We start from the raw sequence: 17,580 nt of genomic DNA on the forward strand, positions 1-17,580 counted from the left end.
TCGGCCGTCCCCGACGCGCCGTCAGCGCGCCCTCGGGATGTCCCATACCCACGCGCCCCCCAAACGCTCCCCCCGCTGACCCAGCAGTTCGGTCACGACCTGTTTCAGCGCCTCTTCGTTGTCCTGCGGAGCCAGCACCAGCACGCCCGCCTTCCAGAACTCCAGGTCGAGCCTGGCCTGCGCGCGCCAGTTCGGGCCGATCTCCGGGATCCGGGCGCCGTAACGGATGTCCCGCAGCAGATTCGACGTGTAGCGGGGCGGCGCGCCGTAGATGCCCATCCGCTCCGGGCCCCAGGGCCCGTTGAAGTAGCCCCCGGGTACGGAGAAGCCGAAGCCCGTCGCCGACTGCCAGTGCAGCGCGTCCGCGTCGGCCGGGCTCGGCAGCGGTACGGGGACGACGCTCTCGCCCTCGGCGACGTAGTCCCGGTACATGCCGGCCGTGATGAACCGGGGCACCTCCGCCCGCTCCCGTACCGGCTGCGGCGTCGGCACGATCGGCAGCAGCGCGGCGGCCAGCGCGGCCACCCCCACCACGCGGTGCGTACGCGGTTCGAGAGCCCCGATCCGCTCCGCCGCGAAGGCGATCAGCACGCCGAGCGCCGGGGCGCAGATCATCGCGACCCGGGACTCGATCACCGACTCGAAGAGCGGCTGGTGCGCCAGCGCGCGCCACGGCCCCGGCAGTACGACGTCCGTGAACGGGATACGGATCTTCTGGCCCAGCGACAGCAGCGCGGCCACCAGCGCCGTCCCCGTCACCGCCTTCACCAGCGGGGAACGGCCCAGCCAGATCACGAGACCGAAGGTCAGCGCGGTCAACGGCCAGCCGTAGAAGGCGTTCTGCTCGGTCCGGTTCATCGCGAGCAGGTCCGCGCGCGTCTCGTCGCCGAGCAGCGCACGCCCCGAGAACTCCAGGAAGGCGAGCGGGCTGTTGCCCGCGTTGTCGCCGTGCAGGACGCTGTGGTAGCTGCCCGGACCGAAGAACTGCCAGTACAGCGGGAACGCCACCAGCGGCAGACACACCGCCAGGGCGACGCCGAGCCCGCGCAGCAGGGGCCGCCGGACGGCGCGCGCGAGGTCGGGGCGCGCCAGCGCGTACGCCAGCGCGAAGATCAGCATCCCCATCGCGGCCAGCAGCAGCGGTTCTTCACCGAGGAAGACCTGGTACGCCGCGAACAGCCCGAGCAGCACCCCGTCCCGGACGACCCGCCGGTCCTCGGGCCGGGGCGCGCACAGCCGCAGCGCCCGGTCGATGATCACCGGGATCATGAAGAGGACAAGGAAGTTGGGGTGCGCGGTGCCGTGCGACATCATCGGCGGCGCGAACGCCGCGAGCGCCGCGCCGAGCGCCGCCGCCGGGCGGACACGGGTGACCCGGCGGACGAACAGCCAGTACCAGGCCACCGCCGTCGCCGCCAGACCGAGCGTGAGGACCAGCGCCCAGGTCACCGTGGGGCCGAAGAGGAGCGTGACGGGCGTCAGCGGGACCGACAGCCCGAGCATCACCGTGTTGGCCATCAGGTTCACGCCCTCGGGATGGCCCTGGAAGGTCGTGAAGAGCGGATTTCGCAGATGGACGACGTTGTCGGCGGTGACCGCGAAGAACCACTCCCACTGGTTCTGGTCCTGCATCGAGTCGGCGAGGTACGCGCGGTCCAGATCCGCCCACAGGCCCTGGTAGAGGAGGACGGCGGCGAGGAGGAAGAGACCCGCGACGGCGAGGTCGACGGGGCGGGTACGGGTGCGCAGCCGCAGGAGTTCCAGCAGGACGCGGCCGTAGTCCGCCGGGCGGACCTTGGACCCCGTCTGGTGCGCCCAGCGCACCGCCACTTCGGCGACGGGCCAGCCCGCGCGGCGGAAGTGACGCAGGATCTCGACGTCGATGCCCCAGCCGTCGAGACGGGAGGCGGCGAAGGCGGTACGGGCCTTGTCGCCGTCGTAGAGCTTGAAGCCGCACTGGGTGTCGCGGATGCCGCGTACGGCGACGAGGCGTATGAGGCGGTTGCCGAGCCGGCCGAGCCGTTCGCGCGCGGGGCGCTGATGGACCTCGACGCGGGAGCCGGGGAGGGCGCGGGAGCCTATGGCGGCGGCGTGGGTGGGGGCGGGGTCGGTCGTGTGGGGCCGGGGGGTGGGGTCGGGGTCGCCGTGGTGGTGCGGGCGGCCCGGCTCGTACGGGGCGGGGTCGGGGTTCTGGTGTGGGTGGCCGGGGGCGTACGTGCCGCCCGGCTCCTCGTACGCGTACGTGTCCCCGTCCCCGTCCCCGGTCTTCGCCCCGTCCCCGGTCTTCGCCCCCACCCCCGCCCCGTTCCCCGTCCCGGTGTCCGACAGCAGCGCGTCCAGCGCGTCCAGTTCCTCTATCGGCGTCGCCAGGTCCGCGTCCGTGACCAGCACCCGCCTGCCCGACGACGCCAGGACGCCGAGCCGCAGGGCGTTCCCCTTGCCCCGGTTCTCCGCGCAGGTCAGCACCTGGACGCGGGGCTCCGCCGCCGCCGTCTCCGCCGCGACCGCGCCCGTGCCGTCCGTCGAGCCGTCGTCCACGACGATCAGCTCCCAGTCGCCCCAGCGCTCCGGGTCCGCGTGCAGATGGGCGCAGATCGCGCGCAGGGTGGGGCGCAGCCGGTGTTCCTCGTTGTACGCGGGGACGACGACGGTCAGGTCGGCCGCCGCCCGGGACGTGCCGGAGGCCGTACGGTTCGGACCGTCCGCCCCCGACGCCGGACCGCTCGAACCGTCCGGACTGTTCGGACCGCTCGAACCGCTCGAACCGCTCGAACCGCTCGAACCGCTCGAACCATTCGGCTCGTCCGGATCGCTCGAACCGTCCGGACTGTTCGGACTGTTCGGACCGCTCGAACCATTCGGCTCGTCCGGACCGCTCGAACCATTCGAACCGTCCGGGCCGTTCGAACCGTCCGGGCCGTTCGAACCGTCCGGGCCGCTCGGGCCGTTCGAACCGTCCGGGCCGTTCGGACCGTCCGGGCCGCTCGGCCCCGATGCCGTACCGGTCGTGCCCTCCGTGCCGGACACCGCGTCCGGCCTCGCGCCTCCGCGCATCACGTGCCCGCGCATCACGTACCCGCTCATCGCCGTGGACTCCCCGGCCCCGGCCCCAGCTCCGGCTCCGCCCCTGTCGCCGCTCCCGAGCCCGTGCCCGGCCCCCCGCCCGCCGACGGCCCCCGCCCCGTCTCCGGTTCCGGGCCGACCCGGTCCGCCCACGCCAGCGCGTGCGCGTGGCAGTCGTCCACGACGGCCCGCGCCGCGACCGCGTCGCCGAGTGTGATCGCGTCGACCAGTTGCTCGTGCCCGTTCCACAGCCACTCGCGGCACGCGCCCTCCCCGCGCAGGAACGGCACGGAGAAGACCCACGCCTGGACCCGCAGCCGGTGCAGGAAGTCGCAGATGTACTGATTCGCGAAGAGGGCGGTCAGCTCCCGCCAGAACCGCAGGTCGTATCCGATGAGGATGTCCAGGTCCCCGCCCTTGGCCGCCCGCCCGGCCTCCTCCGCCCGGCGCCGTACGGACACCAGCGCCTCGGAGTCCACCCGCCCGAGGCCGCTCGCCACGACCCGCCGGAAGATCCCGTCCGCGACCAGCGCGCGGGCCTCGACCATGGCGCGGAAGTCGCCGGCGGTGAACCGGTGGACGTGGAAACCCCGGTGCTGGTCGGAGTCGAGGAGCCCCTGGGCGGCCAGGTCGACCAGCGCCTCCCGGACGGGGGTCGCGGACACCCCGTACTGCTCGGCGATGTGCTTGACGGTGAATTCCTCGCCCGGCAGCAAACGCCCCGCCAGCACCTCGTCACGCAGCGCTTCCGCGATCTGCTGCCGCAGGGTGTGGCGGGTCACGGCTCCGCTGGCGGGCATTGGTGGTCGTCCCCTCGTCCGGCTTCGCACACCTTAAGCCAGGGACTCCGGGAGGCCCCCCGACCAGCGGCGGGGCCTCCCCACAGGTGCTCAGCCGGACTCCGGTTCCCACTCGGACCCGGGCAGCCGCTCGGACCCGAATACCCGCTCAGACCGTGTGCTCGTCGGCCACCGCCAGCGCCGCGTCCAGGATCGCGAGCCCTTCCTTCGCCTCCGCCTCCGTGATCGTGCAGGGCGGGACGGCGTGCGTACGGTTCATGTTCACGAAGGGCCAGAGCCCGCTCTTCTTGCACGCGGCGGCGAAGGCGGCCATCGGCGCGTTGGCCTCGCCCGTCGCGTTGTACGGCACCAGCGGCTCGCGTGTCTCGCGGTTCCGTACGAGGTCGAGCGCCCAGAACGCGCCGAGCCCGCGCACCTCGCCCACCGACGGGTGCCGTTCGGCCAGTTCGCGCAGGCCGGGGCCGAGTACCGTCGCGCCGAGGTGCGCGGCGTGCTCGACGATCTTCTCGTCGGCCATCACGCGCAGGGTCGCGACGGCCGCCGCGCAGGCGAGCGGGTGGCCGGAGTAGGTGAGCCCGCCGGGGTACGGGCGGGTCGCGAAGGTGTCCGCGATCGCGCCGGAGATCGCGACGCCGCCGAGCGGTACGTAACCGGAGTTGACCCCCTTGGCGAAGGTCAGCAGGTCGGGCACGACGCCGGAGTGGTCGGCGGCGAACCACTCGCCGGTGCGGCCGAAGCCCGTCATCACCTCGTCCAGGACGAGGACGATCCCGTGCCGGTCGCACAACTCCCGTACGCCCGCCAGGTATCCGGGCGGCGGGGTCATGATGCCCGCCGTGCCGGGGATCGCCTCCAGGACGATCGCGGCGACGGTGCCGGGCCCCTCGAAGGCGATCGTCGCCTCCAGGTGCTCCAGCGCGCGGGCGCACTCCTCGGCCTCCGTCGTGGCGTAGAAGGGCGAGCGGTAGAGGAACGGCGCCCAGAAGCGCACCACGCCCGCGCTGCCGGTGTCGGACGCCCAGCGGCGCGGGTCGCCGGTCAGGTTGATCGCGGTGGAGGTGGAGCCGTGGTACGAGCGGTAGGCGGAGAGGACCTTGGGGCGGCCGGTGTGCAGACGGGCCATCCGTACGGCGTTCTCGTTGGCCTCCGCGCCCCCGTTGGTGAAGAAGATCTTGTCGAGGTCGCCGGGGGTGCGCTCGGCGATGAGGCGGGCGGCCTCGGAGCGTACGTCGATGGCGAAGGCGGGCGCGAAGGTGGTGAGCCGGGCCGCCTGTTCCTGGATGGCGGCGACGACGGCCGGGTGCTGATAGCCGATGTTGGCGAAGACGAGGCCGCTGGTGAAGTCGAGGTAGCGGTGGCCGTCGTAGTCCCAGAAGTACGAGCCCTCGGCGCCTGCGACGGCGAGCGGGTCGATCAGTTCCTGCGCGGACCAGGAGTGGAACACGTGCGCGCGGTCGGCGGCCTTGACGGCCGCGCCTGCTGCCGGGTCGGCGGCCGGGACGGCGAGGCCGGCGGGGAGGTCCGCGGCGTCGGCGGGTCGGTCCGCCGGGGCGGCGGCGGGGCGTAGAGGAGGGGTCATGGCGTCAGCGTAGAGAGGGGCGGGTGGGCGCCGATATGACCACCCTGTCCGGTGTGGCCGGTGGGACTCGGCAAGGTGTCGCCCTTGTGTACGAGCCCGCCTCCTTCTTTGACAGCACTCTGTCGATATGACAGCCTATTGTCATACAGATGTCGAAGCGATCGCGATGAAGGAGGCCACCATGTCCGGCAAGACCGTGTACCTCGCCGTGTACGACACCCTCGCCGACTGGGAGACCGGGTACGCCACCGCGCACCTCACCCAGAACGGCTTCAACGTGCGGACCGTCGGCCCGTCCACCGGGCCCGTCACCACCATGGGCGGACTGCGGATCGAGCCCGATCTCGCCCTCGACCAGCTGGGCGAACCCGGCGACACGGCGGTGTTCATGCTGCCGGGCGCCGGGCTCTGGGACAGCGGCGACGACCTGGCGCCGTTCGCCCGCGCCGCCCGGCGGTTCATCGGTCTCGGCTACCCCGTCGCGGCGATCTGCGGCGCGACGGCGGGGCTGGCCCGGGAGGGAGTGCTGGACGGCGTGGCGCACACGAGCGCGGCCCGCGCGTATCTGGACGCCACCGGCTACGGGGGCGGCGGGCACTACCGCGACACCGACGCCGTGACGGACGGCAACCTGATCACGGCGGGTCCGACCGAGCCGGTCGCCTTCGCGCGGGAGGTCTTCGCGCTGCTCGGCGTGTACGAGGGCGAGAAGCTGGACGCCTGGTACCGGCTGTTCAAGCACTCGGACGCGAGCGCGTACGAAACCCTCACCTCATGACCGAACAGGGAGGCGGCAACCGGCACGGGCGGGAAGGAGCCGCCGGTCAGGAGTGGGCGAGCGGTCAGGAATGGGCGAGCGGGCGGGAGCGCGCCGAGGAGCCCGGTTACCCGGAGCTGCTCAGCAGGACCGCGCTCGGCGTCTTCCGGCTGAACGGCCAATTCCTCTCCACGGCGGAGGAGTTGGCCACGCCCGTGGGCCTGACGGCAGCCTGGTGGCAGGTCCTCGGAGCCGTACTGGGGGGACCGCTCACCGTCTCCGGGGTCGCCCGCGAGATGGGCATCACCCGGCAGAGCGTGCAGCGGATCGCGGACCTGCTGGTCGGGCGCGGACTCGCGGTGTACGAGCCGAACCCGGCCCACCGCCGGGCGAAACTGCTGGCTCCGACCGAGGCGGGCGTCGCGGCGGTCCAGGCGATAACCCCGGACCACGCGGCTCTCGCGGCGCGTCTGGCGGGGGAGTTGGGCGACGACGGGTTCACGGAGACCGTACGGGTGCTGGAACGGCTGTCGCGGGTGATGGACGCGCTGGACGCCCGGCGGGACTGACGGGCAGGTCGGAGCGGGCCCGTACGTTCGGCCGACAGCCACCGGCCTGCGGCGTCCGCCGACCCTCGACAACCCGGCCTGCGGCGTCCGCCGATCCTCAACAACCCGGCCTGCGGCGTCCGCCGATCCTCAACAACCCAACAGCCCCACAGGCCCCACAACTCAACAGCACACCGGTGGGCCACCGTTTTCTCCGTGACCGCGCCGCGCGACGATCTCCGCACTATCCTCGGCCCCGTCGGGCTTGGCATCTGGGGGAGGGCCGTACGGCCATGGAGAAACTGGTCGCGGGAGATCCGCAGCGCATCGGCGCGTACCGGTTGCTGGCGCGCCTCGGCGCGGGCGGCATGGGACAGGTCTACCTGGCGCGCTCGGACCGGGGCCGTACGGTCGCGGTGAAGCTCGTACGCAAGGAACTCGCCGAACAGGACGAATTCCGGAGCCGGTTCCGGCTGGAGGTCGCGGCGGCCCGGCGGGTCGGCGGCGCGTGGACGGCACCGGTCCTCGACGCGAACACCGAGGCGCCCGTCCCATGGGTCGCCACGGGTTACGTGGCCGGGCCCTCGCTCCAGGACATCGTCTCCGGCCCGCACGGACCCCTGCCCGCGCGCTCCGTACGAATACTCGCCTCGGGCCTCGCGCACGCCCTCCAGGACATCCACGCCGCCGGCTTGATCCACCGCGATCTCAAGCCGTCCAACGTGCTGGTCACCATCGAGGGCCCGAGGGTCATCGACTTCGGGATCGCCCGCGCGCTGGAGACGGTCACCGACGGGGAGCCGACCCGGACCGGGCTGGTCGGGTCGCCCGGCTTCATGGCACCGGAGCAGATGCGCGGCGAGCAGATCACGCCCGCGTGCGACGTGTTCTGCCTGGGCTCGGTGCTGGCGTTCGCGGCGACGGGTCAACTGCCGTTCGGGACGGCCGGCACGGCGGCGCCCGTACTGATGTACCGGGTCGCGCAGGAGGAACCGAACCTGAGCCAACTGCCGCCGGAGTTGCGGGAGTTGGTGGGCCACTGCCTGAAGAAGGACCCGAAGGACCGCCCCACCCCGGCGCAGCTCGTGTCCGGGCTGGGCCGGCCGGACGGCGAGCCCTGGCTCCCGGGCGCGCTGCTGGCCCAACTGGGTTCGGACGCGGTGCAGTTGCTGGAGCACGAGGAGCCGGGGTCGCGTACGGAGCTGTCGTTCGCGAAGCCGGCCCCGGCCCCGACCCCGGTGCCGACTCCGGCTCCGATCCCGGCCCAGGTGCCGACAGCGACCCCGGCCCCGGCTCCCCCGCCCGGCGTCCACGGCATGACGACGACGCTCGGAGCCCCGCCCACGCACCAGCAGCCGCCCCAGCCCCAACCCCAGCACCCGTACGGCCCCCCACAACAGCCGCAGCAGCCCCACCCGCAGCCCCAACAACCGCTCCCACCCCACCAGTACGGCTACCCCCAGCCGGGCCAGCGACCGCTCCCCCCATGGGGCTCGGCACCGCCGTTCAGCCCGCCGCCCTCGCCGTACGGCCCCACCCCCGCGTACGGCCCGGCCCAGGGCGCCCCGCCCGAGCCACCGCGCCGCACCACACGCGGCACGGTCGCGCTGGTCGCCGTCGCGCTGCTCGTGGCACTGGGCGCGGGCGGCTCGGTGTACGCGTTCATGGACAGCGGCAGCGAGAAGACCCGTTCCTCGCCCGCCACTCCCGACGACACCCCACCGGCCACGGAGTCCCCTTCCCCGTCACCCACCCCCTCGAAGACGCCCGACGCGGCGGGCTCCGTACCGAAGGAGTACCTCGGCACCTGGTCCGGCACGATCAGCGGCCCCGCCGGCCTCAGCACCCGTGAACTCACCGTCCGCCAGGGCGAGGTGGGCGACACCGTCCTCGTACTGACGGCGGAGGGCCCGACCGACACGGGCGGCAGGTACCGCTGCGTCTTCGAGGCACCCCTGGACGACCCGGCGGACTCCGGCCCCCTGAAGATCGGCCCCTCCACGGTCACGAAGGGCGAGCCCAAGTCCTCCTGCACCCCGGGCGCGGCGACGGAACTGACGATCCTCGACGACGGCCGCCTGCGCCGTGTGACCACGGCGGACGGCGAATCGGTGACGTACTCGAAGTCGGACTGACCGTCTGGGGGACCGATGGTCCCCGGCGGGTCATCTCGCAAGGGCGGCGCGTACGGCGTACGGCTGCGCTTGAAGGGCGTCCAGCTGGCATATCTTCAGCGCCTGAAGCTTGGCGTCGTACATGGACATGGTCGGCGCGGCGGTGAGCATCACCGAATTGGGCGGTACTTTCGCGAGCAGCCAGGTGCCGTTCCAGAAAATCTTGCGAACTTCCACGGACATCAGTTCGGATCGGTTCAGGACGATCTGGCTGCGCGTTCGCCTGACAACGATCTGGTCCGGGGATATGGAAAGAGAACCCCGCCATTTTCCCCGCCAGGCAAGAAAAGCGCCCACCATGATCACCAGGACGTACAGGAACGACGCGATAAGAACAGGGACGGGATCGTCATGGAAGGCGCTGGGGCGTGTATACGGGCCGAGAAACCCGTCCGCCCGCTTGGCATAGAGAAGGGCACCCGGCATCGCGCCGAGAATGACGCCCGTTACCAGCCATGACATCGCCGAGCCGACCGAACCCGTGCGCCCACCATCGAAGATGACGAAGTCTCCGGGGCGCAACGAAGGCGGGGTTCCCGCCCCGGGCCCGCCCGGGGCGGGAACCGGCGGCGGAGGCGGGCCCGCAGCGTCCCGGTACGCCTGAATTGCCAGCGGCAGTGCGGCGACGACGCAAATCCCCAGGAGGACGTACCACAAAATGGGAGAGGGGTTCACCTGCCCCGCGACCACATCGCTGGCCAGTGCGAAAAGCGGAAAACACAGTGCCACCAAAACACCCTTGACACGCCTGTCCACCGATCCCCCAAAGCAAAGATCCCGCCCCATGCCAGAGATCGGAACATACCCGTGGCTCCGTCAGGACGACACCATCACCTACTTACCGTTGCGAAGCTGTCACCCCTACCGGAATCCTTAGTTCAGGCAATTCTGTCCCCGCCGCCACACCCGTCCCATGCATTACCCGTTCGTGGACGCCCCCTTCTCCGGGTGGGCGGGTCACCAGGCCACGCAGAACTCGTTTCCCTCCGGATCCGCGAGCAGAGCCGAGAAGTAGCCGGCGGACGGGTCGTCCGTCACCCGCAGCAGCGTCGCGCCCGCCGCCGTCAACTGGTCCTTCTTGGCCGTGATCCGCTCCTTCCGGACCGCCAGCGGCGCTTCCCGGTCACCGCCGCCCAGTTTCAGATCCAGATGCAGCCGGTTCTTCACGGTCTTGCCCTCGGGCACGGGCTGGAACCACACCCGCGGCCCGGCCCCCGTCGGAGAAACGATCGACTCCGGGGTCTCGCCCGCCCCCTCCGGCAGCTCCTCCTCCGGAACTCCCCCCGCCTTCCAGTACTCCCGCCATGTCGCGTACCCGCCCGGCGGCGGCTCCGGCACATAGCCGAGCGCCTCGGCCCAGAAGTCCACGAGCCGCGCCGGGTCCGCGCAGTCGATCGTGATCTGCAACGTGACCGCCGAAGCCCCGACCGGCGCCAACGGCTGCCCGCCCCCTGGTGACCCTGTCGTTTCGTCCATGGGCCCACCGTCTCAGACGGGTCTGACAACGGCCCGGCCCTCACTCGCCCGCACCCCGCAAACCGCGCCCCGCACCTCGCGCCTCGCGCCCCGCACTCGACACCGCCACTTGCCTACACCTATTAGGTAACTGCATAATCCCTTCAGGCAAGCATGCCGACACCAGGCACCAGGCACCAGGCACCACGAATTACGCACCACGCACCACGCAGCGATCAAGGAGCGGTCACCCCCATGTCCCCCCGCGCAGGCCTCACCACCGACCGGCTCGTACGGGCGGGCGCCGTGCTCGCCGACGAGGTCGGCTTCGAGCAGGTGACCGTCTCCGCGCTCGCCCGGCAGTTCGATGTCAAGGTCGCGAGTCTGTACTCGCACCTGAAAAGCTCCAAGGACCTCAAGACCCGCATCGCCCTCCTCGCCCTGGAGGAGATGGCCGACCGCGTCTCCACCGCCCTCGCCGGGCGTGCGGGCAAGGACGCCCTCGCCGCCTTCGCCGACGTCTACCGCGACTACGCCCGCGAGCACCCCGGCCGCTACGCCGCCGCCCGCACGCCTCTCGACCCGGAGACCGCGGCGGCGAGCGCCGGGCCCCGGCACTCCCGGATGACGCGGGCGATCCTGCGCGGGTACGACCTGCCGGAACCGGACCAGACCCATGCCGTACGGCTGCTGGGCAGCGTCTTCCACGGCTACATCAGCCTGGAGTCGTCCGGCGGCTTCAGCCACAGCACACCCGGCTCCGAGGAGACCTGGGTGTGGATCGTCGACCGCCTCGACGCCCTGCTGCGCACCTGGCCCGCCCCCACTCCCTGACCACCATCGGAAGACACCCATGAGCACCGACCCGCACCAGGACCCCGACCCCGACCCCCACCAGAACCAGGACGGGCACGCGCCCCGCCCCTGGACCACCACTCCCCTCACCCCCGCCCTCCTGCGCGGCGCCCTCGATCTGGAGCGGACCGCGCGCGGTGTCCTCCCGCACCGGCTGCCCGCCGCCGCCCGCGCGCGCAACACCGACCCCGGGCTCGCCATGGCCGAGGCCCAGCCCTCCGGCGTACGGCTCGTCTTCCGTACCCGCGCCACCGCCGTCGAGCTGGAGACCCTCCCCACCAAGCGCGTCTACGCGGGCGCCCCGCCCCGCCCCGACGGCCTGTACGACCTGCTGGTCGACGGTCTCCCGGCCGGCCGGGGCACCGTCGCGGGCGGCAACGTCCTGACCCTCGACATGACCGCCGGAACCGCCGACATGCGCCCCGGCCCCACCGGCACCCTCCGCTTCGACGGCCTGCCCGCCCGCGAGAAGGACGTCGAGAGCTGGCTGCCGCACAACGAGACCACCGAGCTCGTCGCCCTGCGCACCGACGCCCCCGTGGGACCCGTACCCGACCGGGGCCGTCCGGTGTGGCTGCATCACGGCAGCTCCATCAGCCAGGGCTCCGACGCCGCGAGCCCCACCACGACCTGGCCCGCCCTCGCCGCCTCCCTCGGCGGCGTGGACCTGATGAACCTCGGCCTGTCCGGCAGCGCCCTGCTGGACCCGTTCACCGCGCGGGCGATGCGCGACACCCCGGCCGACCTGATCAGCGTCAAGATCGGCATCAACCTCGTCAACACCGACCTGATGCGGCTGCGTGCCTTCACCGCCGCCGTCCACGGCTTCCTCGACACCCTCCGCGACGGCCACCCCACGACCCCGCTGCTGGTCGTCTCACCGACCTGGTGCCGTATCCACGAGACCGCCCCCGGCCCCAGCCTCCCGGACTTCTCCGGCATGAGCGAGGGACGGCTGTGCTTCCGGGCGGCGGGCGATCCGGCCGAAGTGGCAAGCGGGAAGCTGACGTTGAGCGTCGTACGGGACGAGCTGGCCCGGATCGTGACGGGGCGGGCGCCCGACGACCCGTATCTCCGTTACCTGGACGGCCGCGAGCTGTACGGCGAGCGGGACTACGCCGAACTCCCGCTCCCCGACGAGCTCCACCCGGACGCCGCCGCCCACCGCCGTATCGGCGAACGCTTCGCCGCCCTGGCGTTCACCCCGTCCGGCCCGCTCGACCCGCACCGCCGACCGCCGGCCGACCCCCGCCCCTGACCCTCGCGACCCGTGCCGGACCCCACACCGGCCGCTCCCCGCCACCGGTTTCGGCGCGCCCGAGATCACGGAACCTCAGGCCCCTCCCAACAGCGCCGACGACACCCGTACACAGCCGCCCGGCGGCACACGCGCACGCCGTTCGGGTCGCCGTGCGGGACCATCCGGGTGGGAGATCCGTCGCGCCTCGGCAAGTGCCCAACGGGCGAATCGATGATCGGGTGCGGTTCCGCGAAGACGGAACCGCACCATCACGAGAGGACTCGCCATGCGCCGTAGCCGCGCACTCCTGACCGCCACCCTCACCGCCGGTCTCGTCATCACCCCGCTGGCCACGGTCACCGCCGCCGCCCCGGCCAAGGACCCGTCCGTGCTGAGCTGGGGCGCCGGCCGTACCGGTCAGCTCGGCAACGGCACGACCAAGGACAGCGCCACCCCCGTACCCGTGAAGTCCCTCGTGCGCGGCGACGTCGACAAGATCGCCGCGGGCGGTACGTCCTCGGAAGACTCCTTCGCCCTCGCCCTCGCCGACGAGCACGTGACGTCCTGGGGCCACAACGCGTCCGGCCAGCTCGGCAACGGCGACCGCACCACCCGCACCGTCCCCACCGCCGTCGCGCGCCTGACCGAGATCAAGGACATCGCCGCGGGCGGCGAGCACGGGCTCGCGCTGGACGAGGCCGGCCAGGTCTACTCCTGGGGCGACAACAACTACGGCCAGCTCGGCAACAACCGCACCGGCGACAACAGCACCGCCCCCAACCGGGTCATGGGCATGCCGAAGATCATGCAGGTCTCGGCCGGCTGCGACTTCAGCCTCGCGCTCGCGGAGACCGGCAGGGTGTACGCGTGGGGCCGGGGCGTCTTCGGCCAGCTCGGCAGCGGCACCCGCGCCACCAGCTCCATGCCCCGGCAGATCGAGGGCCTGGAGGACATCACCGAGATCGACGCCGGCTGCCACCACGCACTCGCGCTGACCGGCGACAAGACCGTCAAGTCGTGGGGCAAGAACGCCTCCGGCCAGCTCGGCAACTCCTCCACCACGAACAGCACCGTGCCCGTCGACGTCGACTGGCTCGAAGACATCAGCGACATCGAGGCCGGCGCCCACCACAACTACGTCCGGGCCGCGGACGGCCGGGTCTGGGGCTGGGGCGACAACCAGAACAACCAGCTTCTGGAAGCCGACCCGGCCGCCGCCAAGGGCACGAAGACCTACACCAACCGTACGGCTCCGATCGACATCCCCCGCCTCCAGGACGCCCAGCAGATCGCGGCCGGCGCCCACCACGGCATCGCCGTCTTCGGCGAGGACATCTTCGCCTGGGGCCACAACACCGAGGGCCAGGTCGGCGACAACGGCGCCGCGCCCGCCACCTCGTCGGTCCACACCCTGCACGTCGACCCGGCGGCCGAACACGTCGCGGCCTCCCTGGGCGGCAACACGAGCTACGCCTACTGAGCCCTCGCCCTTCGGGACCCGAAAGGGTCCGGGCACGCGTACGGCCCTGTGCGGGGGACCGGATGGTCTCCGCACAGGGCCGTACGCATGGGCCGAACGCCGTGCCTACGGCTCAGGGCACCTGCTTCACCTGGATGACCTTGTACTCCTTGCCGTCGATGATCTTCGTCGTCTCGCCCGTCTTCACGAACTTGCCACCGCGCGGGATGAGGACCTCGGACTCCTTGCCCCGGTAGCGGGACAGCGGGTCGATGTTGCGGCCGTCGTCCGTGGTGATCTCCATGACGACGTTCTCGCCCTTACGGCCGTTGCTCTTCGCGTTCTTGGCGGCGCGGTCGGCCTTCGCCGGATCGCTGGACGTGCTCAGGTACTCGGGCAACTCGACCTCGTCGCCGTTGGCGAACCTCTCCAGCAGGTCCTCCGGCATGAAGGTGCCGCGGTGGAACGTGCCCTGGACCGGCGGGAGATGCTCCAGCGCCTGGTCCATACGCTCGATGAACTCCGGGACCCTTTCCCCACGGCGACCGGGAATCGGGTCGCCGCGCAGGTACTTGTTGGCGTCCAGCGCCCAGGAACCGGTGTAGTCGGCGACGATCAGCGCGTCCTCCGCCGTGAAGTCCTTGGTCAGCGGGTTCTGCCGGGCGATGTCCTCGACTTCCTGCGCCCACTGCTTCTTGTCGGCGGGGCGGAAGTCCGGGATGCCGTCCAGCACGGTCATCGGGTCGGTGGGCGTCGAGCAACTGCCCCCCGGCTCACCGTTGCCGTCGTCCTCCTCGGGCCCGGTCTCCGGCGCCGGATCCGGCGGGTTGTCGGGCTCGTCGGTGAGACCGAGAGCGTTGGAGATCTGGTTCTCGATGTCCTGGTAGGTGTCGACACCCGGGAGGGAGACTCCGGCCGTCGTGAGCATCAGATCCGCCGGGGACATGGGGACGGGGGCCGCGAGCGCGACACCGCCGGCGTAGAGGCTTCCGGGGCCGCCCGTACGAACACCGGCCGAGGCGAGCGTGTAACGGCCGGAACCGGAGACGCCCGTGGTCAGAGGGCCGTAGTACGAGGCGTTGGTGGCGTCGGGGCAGTCGTCCTTGTCGTCCTCGTCGTCCTTGTCCTCGTCGTTCTCCTCGTCGTCCTTCTCGTCCTTGTCCTTCTCGTCCTTGTCCTTCTCCTTGTCCTTGTCGTCCTTACCGCCGTCGCTCCCGCCGGTCTTGCAGCCGGTCAGGCCCCACTGCGACCCCGCGCCGGTGGGGTTGCACTGGATCTTGTCGTCGTCCTTGTCGTCTTCTTTGTCCTTGTCCTTGTCCTTGTCGTCGTCGTCCCTCTTGTCGTCGTCCTCGTCCTTGTTGTCCTTGCCACCGCTTGAGCTACCTCCGCCGTTGGAGCCGCTCCCGCCCGAGGTGGTGCAGTGCTGCGTGATGCCCCAAGGGGCCATGACCGGATTGCAGTCGTAGCCGCCGCTGGAGCCACCGCCGTCGGATCCACCACTGCTGGAGCCACCGCCGTTCGAACCTCCGCCGCTGGAGCCACCGCCGGAGTTGCCGCCGCCGTTCGAACCACCGCCGCTGGAGCCACCACCGTTCGACCCGCCACCGTTGGACCCTCCGCCGGAGTTGCCACCGCCGTTCGAACCACCACCGTTGGAGCCACCACCGTTCGACCCTCCGCCGGAGTTGCCACCGCCGTTCGAACCACCACCGTTGGAGCCACCACCGTTGGACCCTCCGCCGGAGTTGCCACCGCCGTTCGAACCACCATCGCTGGAGCCACCACCGTTCGAACCACCGCCGCTGGAGCCACCACCGTTCGACCCGCCACCGCTGGACCCTCCGCCGTTGCTTCCGCCGCCAGAGTTGCCACCGCCGTTGGACCCGCCACCGCTGGATCCGCCGCCGTTGTTCCCGCCGCCGTTGTCGCCACCGCCGTCATTCCCGCCGCCGTTGTCACCACCGCCGCTGTTCCCACCGCCGGAGTCGTTCCCACCATCGGAACCACCGCCGTTGTCACCGCCACCGTTGCTCCCACCACCGGAGTCGTTCCCACCATCGGAACCACCACCGTTGTCACCGCCACCGTTGCTCCCACCGCCGTCATTCCCGCCACCGTTGTCACCACCGCCGTTGTCACCACCGCCGTCATTCCCGCCACCGTTGTCACCACCGCCGTTGCTCCCACCACCGGAGTCGTTCCCACCATCGGAACCACCGCCGTTGTCACCGCCACCGTTGCTCCCACCACCGTTGTTCCCGCCACCGTTGTTCCCGCCACCGTTGTCACCGCCCCCGTTGTTCCCCCCACCGGAGTCGTTCCCGCCCGCGTCACCACCGCCCGTCTCGCCGCCGCCCCCCGCGAGCGTGTCGCTGGGGCAGGAGTCGCCGCCGAGGATCTTGCAGACCTCGTTCTGGAGGCCGGTTGCGACCTGGGTTCCGACGCCGCTGAAGAGAAGCGTGCCGATGATCAGGGAGACCAGACCGATCATGCCGACGTACTCGACCGTCGACTGACCACGGTTCCGGCGCCACTTGATCATGTGCTGGAGGGACGGGACCGCCTCCCGCCGGAGCCGTTCCCGCGTCATACGCGGCCTCAAGGCCCGCCGGTCCGAGGGCAGTTCGAACCACGCCCGGCTCGCACCCGCGCCGATCAGCGCCAACAGGATCAGCGGCAGCAGCAGTTGGCTGAGCCCGCGCTCCGAACCCGCGTACAGGTTGACGACGCTGCCGACCACCAGCCATACCTGGAGACCGATCAGCCCGAACCAGACGAGCTTCCCGCCGGTCCACAGCCGCCGCGCCAGAATCACCGCCGCGATGCCCGGCGTCACCGCGTACACCGCCAGCAGGCTGAGCGTCGGCGTGATGTGGCGGCCCAGGTCGAGCAGCGAGTCCACCACGCCGACGCCGCCCAGCAGCGTGAGGGCGAACATCAGATACAGCAGAACGCGGGTCACCGCCAGCGATCGTGGCAGCTCCCGGCGTTGGGCGGGTACGCCGACCTGGAAAGCCAGGGCCTGTGTGTTCGACAAGGGAGTATTCCTCCACCAACTGCTCAGATTCCGGGCCGAGGCGTTCAGCCATGGCGCGCATGCCACACCGTACGTATGCGCGCCATCGGGACCGAAGGGCCCACGGACCTATCGCAGGGCCCAGACCGGATCTCCCCGCCGTGCCGCCTTCAGGGGCCCTCCTCTTCGCCGAACGACATGGGACGCCCGAACAGCGCGGCAGCCGCGTTGCGCAGGATCGCCGGGTGGACGAAGCGGTCCGGGCCCGACGGCGGGCAGTACCAGAACAGCGGCCAGGTGTCCCCGCTGAACGCGGGCACCGGAACGTAACTCACGGTCCCGCTGCACGAGTTGAATCGTGTCACTCCCGGTGCCCAGACCCGGTTCGCGGTGCTGCCCGGGGGGAGGTAGAAGTACACCGCCCGGCGCCCGTTGGACTCGGTGACGATCGGGCCGGGGTCCCCGTTCGTGAGCGAGTCCATCATGTCGGCGAGCCGGCGGCCCTCCTGGCCGTCCACACGTACGGCGTCGAAACACACCCCGGCCTTTCGGAGCTTGAATCCTCGGTCCGGGACCCAGTCGATGTCGACTTCATCCTCGTCCTTGCGAAGCCTCAGCTGCGATGAACGCTCAT

At 71.5% G+C, this 17,580-nt stretch carries 13 protein-coding genes; 6 read left to right on the forward strand and 7 right to left on the reverse strand.

From position 1 onward, the window contains the following. Nucleotides 1–21: 21 nt before the first annotated feature. The 3 genes from OG875_RS13535 to OG875_RS13545 form a co-directional block, all read right to left on the reverse strand. Nucleotides 22–3,084, reverse strand: coding sequence for a glycosyltransferase (locus OG875_RS13535; RefSeq protein ID WP_330174467.1), 3,063 nt, complete (start codon nucleotides 3,082–3,084; stop codon nucleotides 22–24). After that, nucleotides 3,081–3,863, reverse strand: coding sequence for a GntR family transcriptional regulator (locus OG875_RS13540; RefSeq protein ID WP_330174468.1), 783 nt, complete (start codon nucleotides 3,861–3,863; stop codon nucleotides 3,081–3,083). Before OG875_RS13540 ends, OG875_RS13535 begins: the two co-directional genes overlap by 4 nt. Before the next feature lie 148 nt (nucleotides 3,864–4,011). Further along, on the reverse strand, nucleotides 4,012–5,442 hold the full coding sequence (locus OG875_RS13545; RefSeq protein WP_330174469.1) for an aspartate aminotransferase family protein: 1,431 nt from the start codon (nucleotides 5,440–5,442) through the stop codon (nucleotides 4,012–4,014). 181 nt (nucleotides 5,443–5,623) lie between these two features. Between OG875_RS13545 and OG875_RS13550 the strand changes: the two genes are divergently transcribed. From OG875_RS13550 to OG875_RS13560, 3 genes are all read left to right on the forward strand, one after another. Then, nucleotides 5,624–6,220: a DJ-1/PfpI family protein gene (locus tag OG875_RS13550; protein WP_330174470.1), complete on the forward strand. Its 597-nt coding sequence runs from the start codon at nucleotides 5,624–5,626 to the stop codon at nucleotides 6,218–6,220. Then, complete coding sequence (locus OG875_RS13555) at nucleotides 6,217–6,768, forward strand: MarR family winged helix-turn-helix transcriptional regulator (RefSeq protein WP_330174471.1); 552 nt, start codon at nucleotides 6,217–6,219, stop codon at nucleotides 6,766–6,768. The genes OG875_RS13550 and OG875_RS13555 overlap by 4 nt, the downstream gene beginning before the upstream one ends. 272 nt (nucleotides 6,769–7,040) lie before the next feature. Beyond that, complete coding sequence (locus tag OG875_RS13560) at nucleotides 7,041–8,882, forward strand: serine/threonine-protein kinase (RefSeq protein WP_330174472.1); 1,842 nt, start codon at nucleotides 7,041–7,043, stop codon at nucleotides 8,880–8,882. A 30-nt stretch (nucleotides 8,883–8,912) separates the two neighbouring features. Here OG875_RS13560 and OG875_RS13565 read toward each other — a convergent pair whose 3' ends face one another. Both OG875_RS13565 and OG875_RS13570 read right to left on the reverse strand, forming a co-directional pair. Continuing rightward, the gene (locus OG875_RS13565; RefSeq protein ID WP_330174473.1) at nucleotides 8,913–9,707 is read right to left on the reverse strand and encodes a hypothetical protein; all 795 of its coding nucleotides are present in this window, start codon (nucleotides 9,705–9,707) and stop codon (nucleotides 8,913–8,915) included. A 171-nt stretch (nucleotides 9,708–9,878) separates the two neighbouring features. Then, nucleotides 9,879–10,397 (reverse strand): VOC family protein, encoded by a 519-nt coding sequence (locus OG875_RS13570; protein WP_330174474.1) that lies wholly within the window; start codon nucleotides 10,395–10,397, stop codon nucleotides 9,879–9,881. Between the two features lie 234 nt (nucleotides 10,398–10,631). Between OG875_RS13570 and OG875_RS13575 the strand changes: the two genes are divergently transcribed. The 3 genes from OG875_RS13575 to OG875_RS13585 all read left to right on the forward strand — a co-directional run bounded on the left by OG875_RS13575 (nucleotide 10,632) and on the right by OG875_RS13585 (nucleotide 13,951). Beyond that, nucleotides 10,632–11,210, forward strand: a complete 579-nt coding sequence (locus tag OG875_RS13575) for a TetR/AcrR family transcriptional regulator (protein ID WP_330174475.1) — start codon at nucleotides 10,632–10,634, stop codon at nucleotides 11,208–11,210. Nucleotides 11,211–11,229: 19 nt separating this feature from the next. Beyond that, nucleotides 11,230–12,489 carry an SGNH/GDSL hydrolase family protein gene (locus OG875_RS13580; protein WP_330174476.1) on the forward strand — a complete coding sequence of 420 codons (1,260 nt, stop codon included), beginning with the start codon at nucleotides 11,230–11,232 and terminating at the stop codon, nucleotides 12,487–12,489. 268 nt (nucleotides 12,490–12,757) lie between these two features. Further along, nucleotides 12,758–13,951, forward strand: a complete 1,194-nt coding sequence (locus tag OG875_RS13585) for an RCC1 domain-containing protein (RefSeq protein WP_330174477.1) — start codon at nucleotides 12,758–12,760, stop codon at nucleotides 13,949–13,951. A 112-nt stretch (nucleotides 13,952–14,063) separates the two neighbouring features. Here OG875_RS13585 and OG875_RS13590 read toward each other — a convergent pair whose 3' ends face one another. Beyond that, nucleotides 14,064–16,967, reverse strand: coding sequence for an ADP-ribosyltransferase (locus tag OG875_RS13590; RefSeq protein ID WP_330174478.1), 2,904 nt, complete (start codon nucleotides 16,965–16,967; stop codon nucleotides 14,064–14,066). A 149-nt stretch (nucleotides 16,968–17,116) separates the two neighbouring features. Further along, complete coding sequence (locus OG875_RS13595; protein WP_443079259.1) at nucleotides 17,117–17,563, reverse strand: hypothetical protein; 447 nt, start codon at nucleotides 17,561–17,563, stop codon at nucleotides 17,117–17,119. Nucleotides 17,564–17,580 lie beyond the last annotated feature (17 nt).

It is taken from the genome of Streptomyces sp. NBC_01498 (assembly GCF_036327775.1).
In the GTDB taxonomy this organism is placed as follows: Bacteria; Actinomycetota; Actinomycetes; order Streptomycetales; family Streptomycetaceae; genus Streptomyces.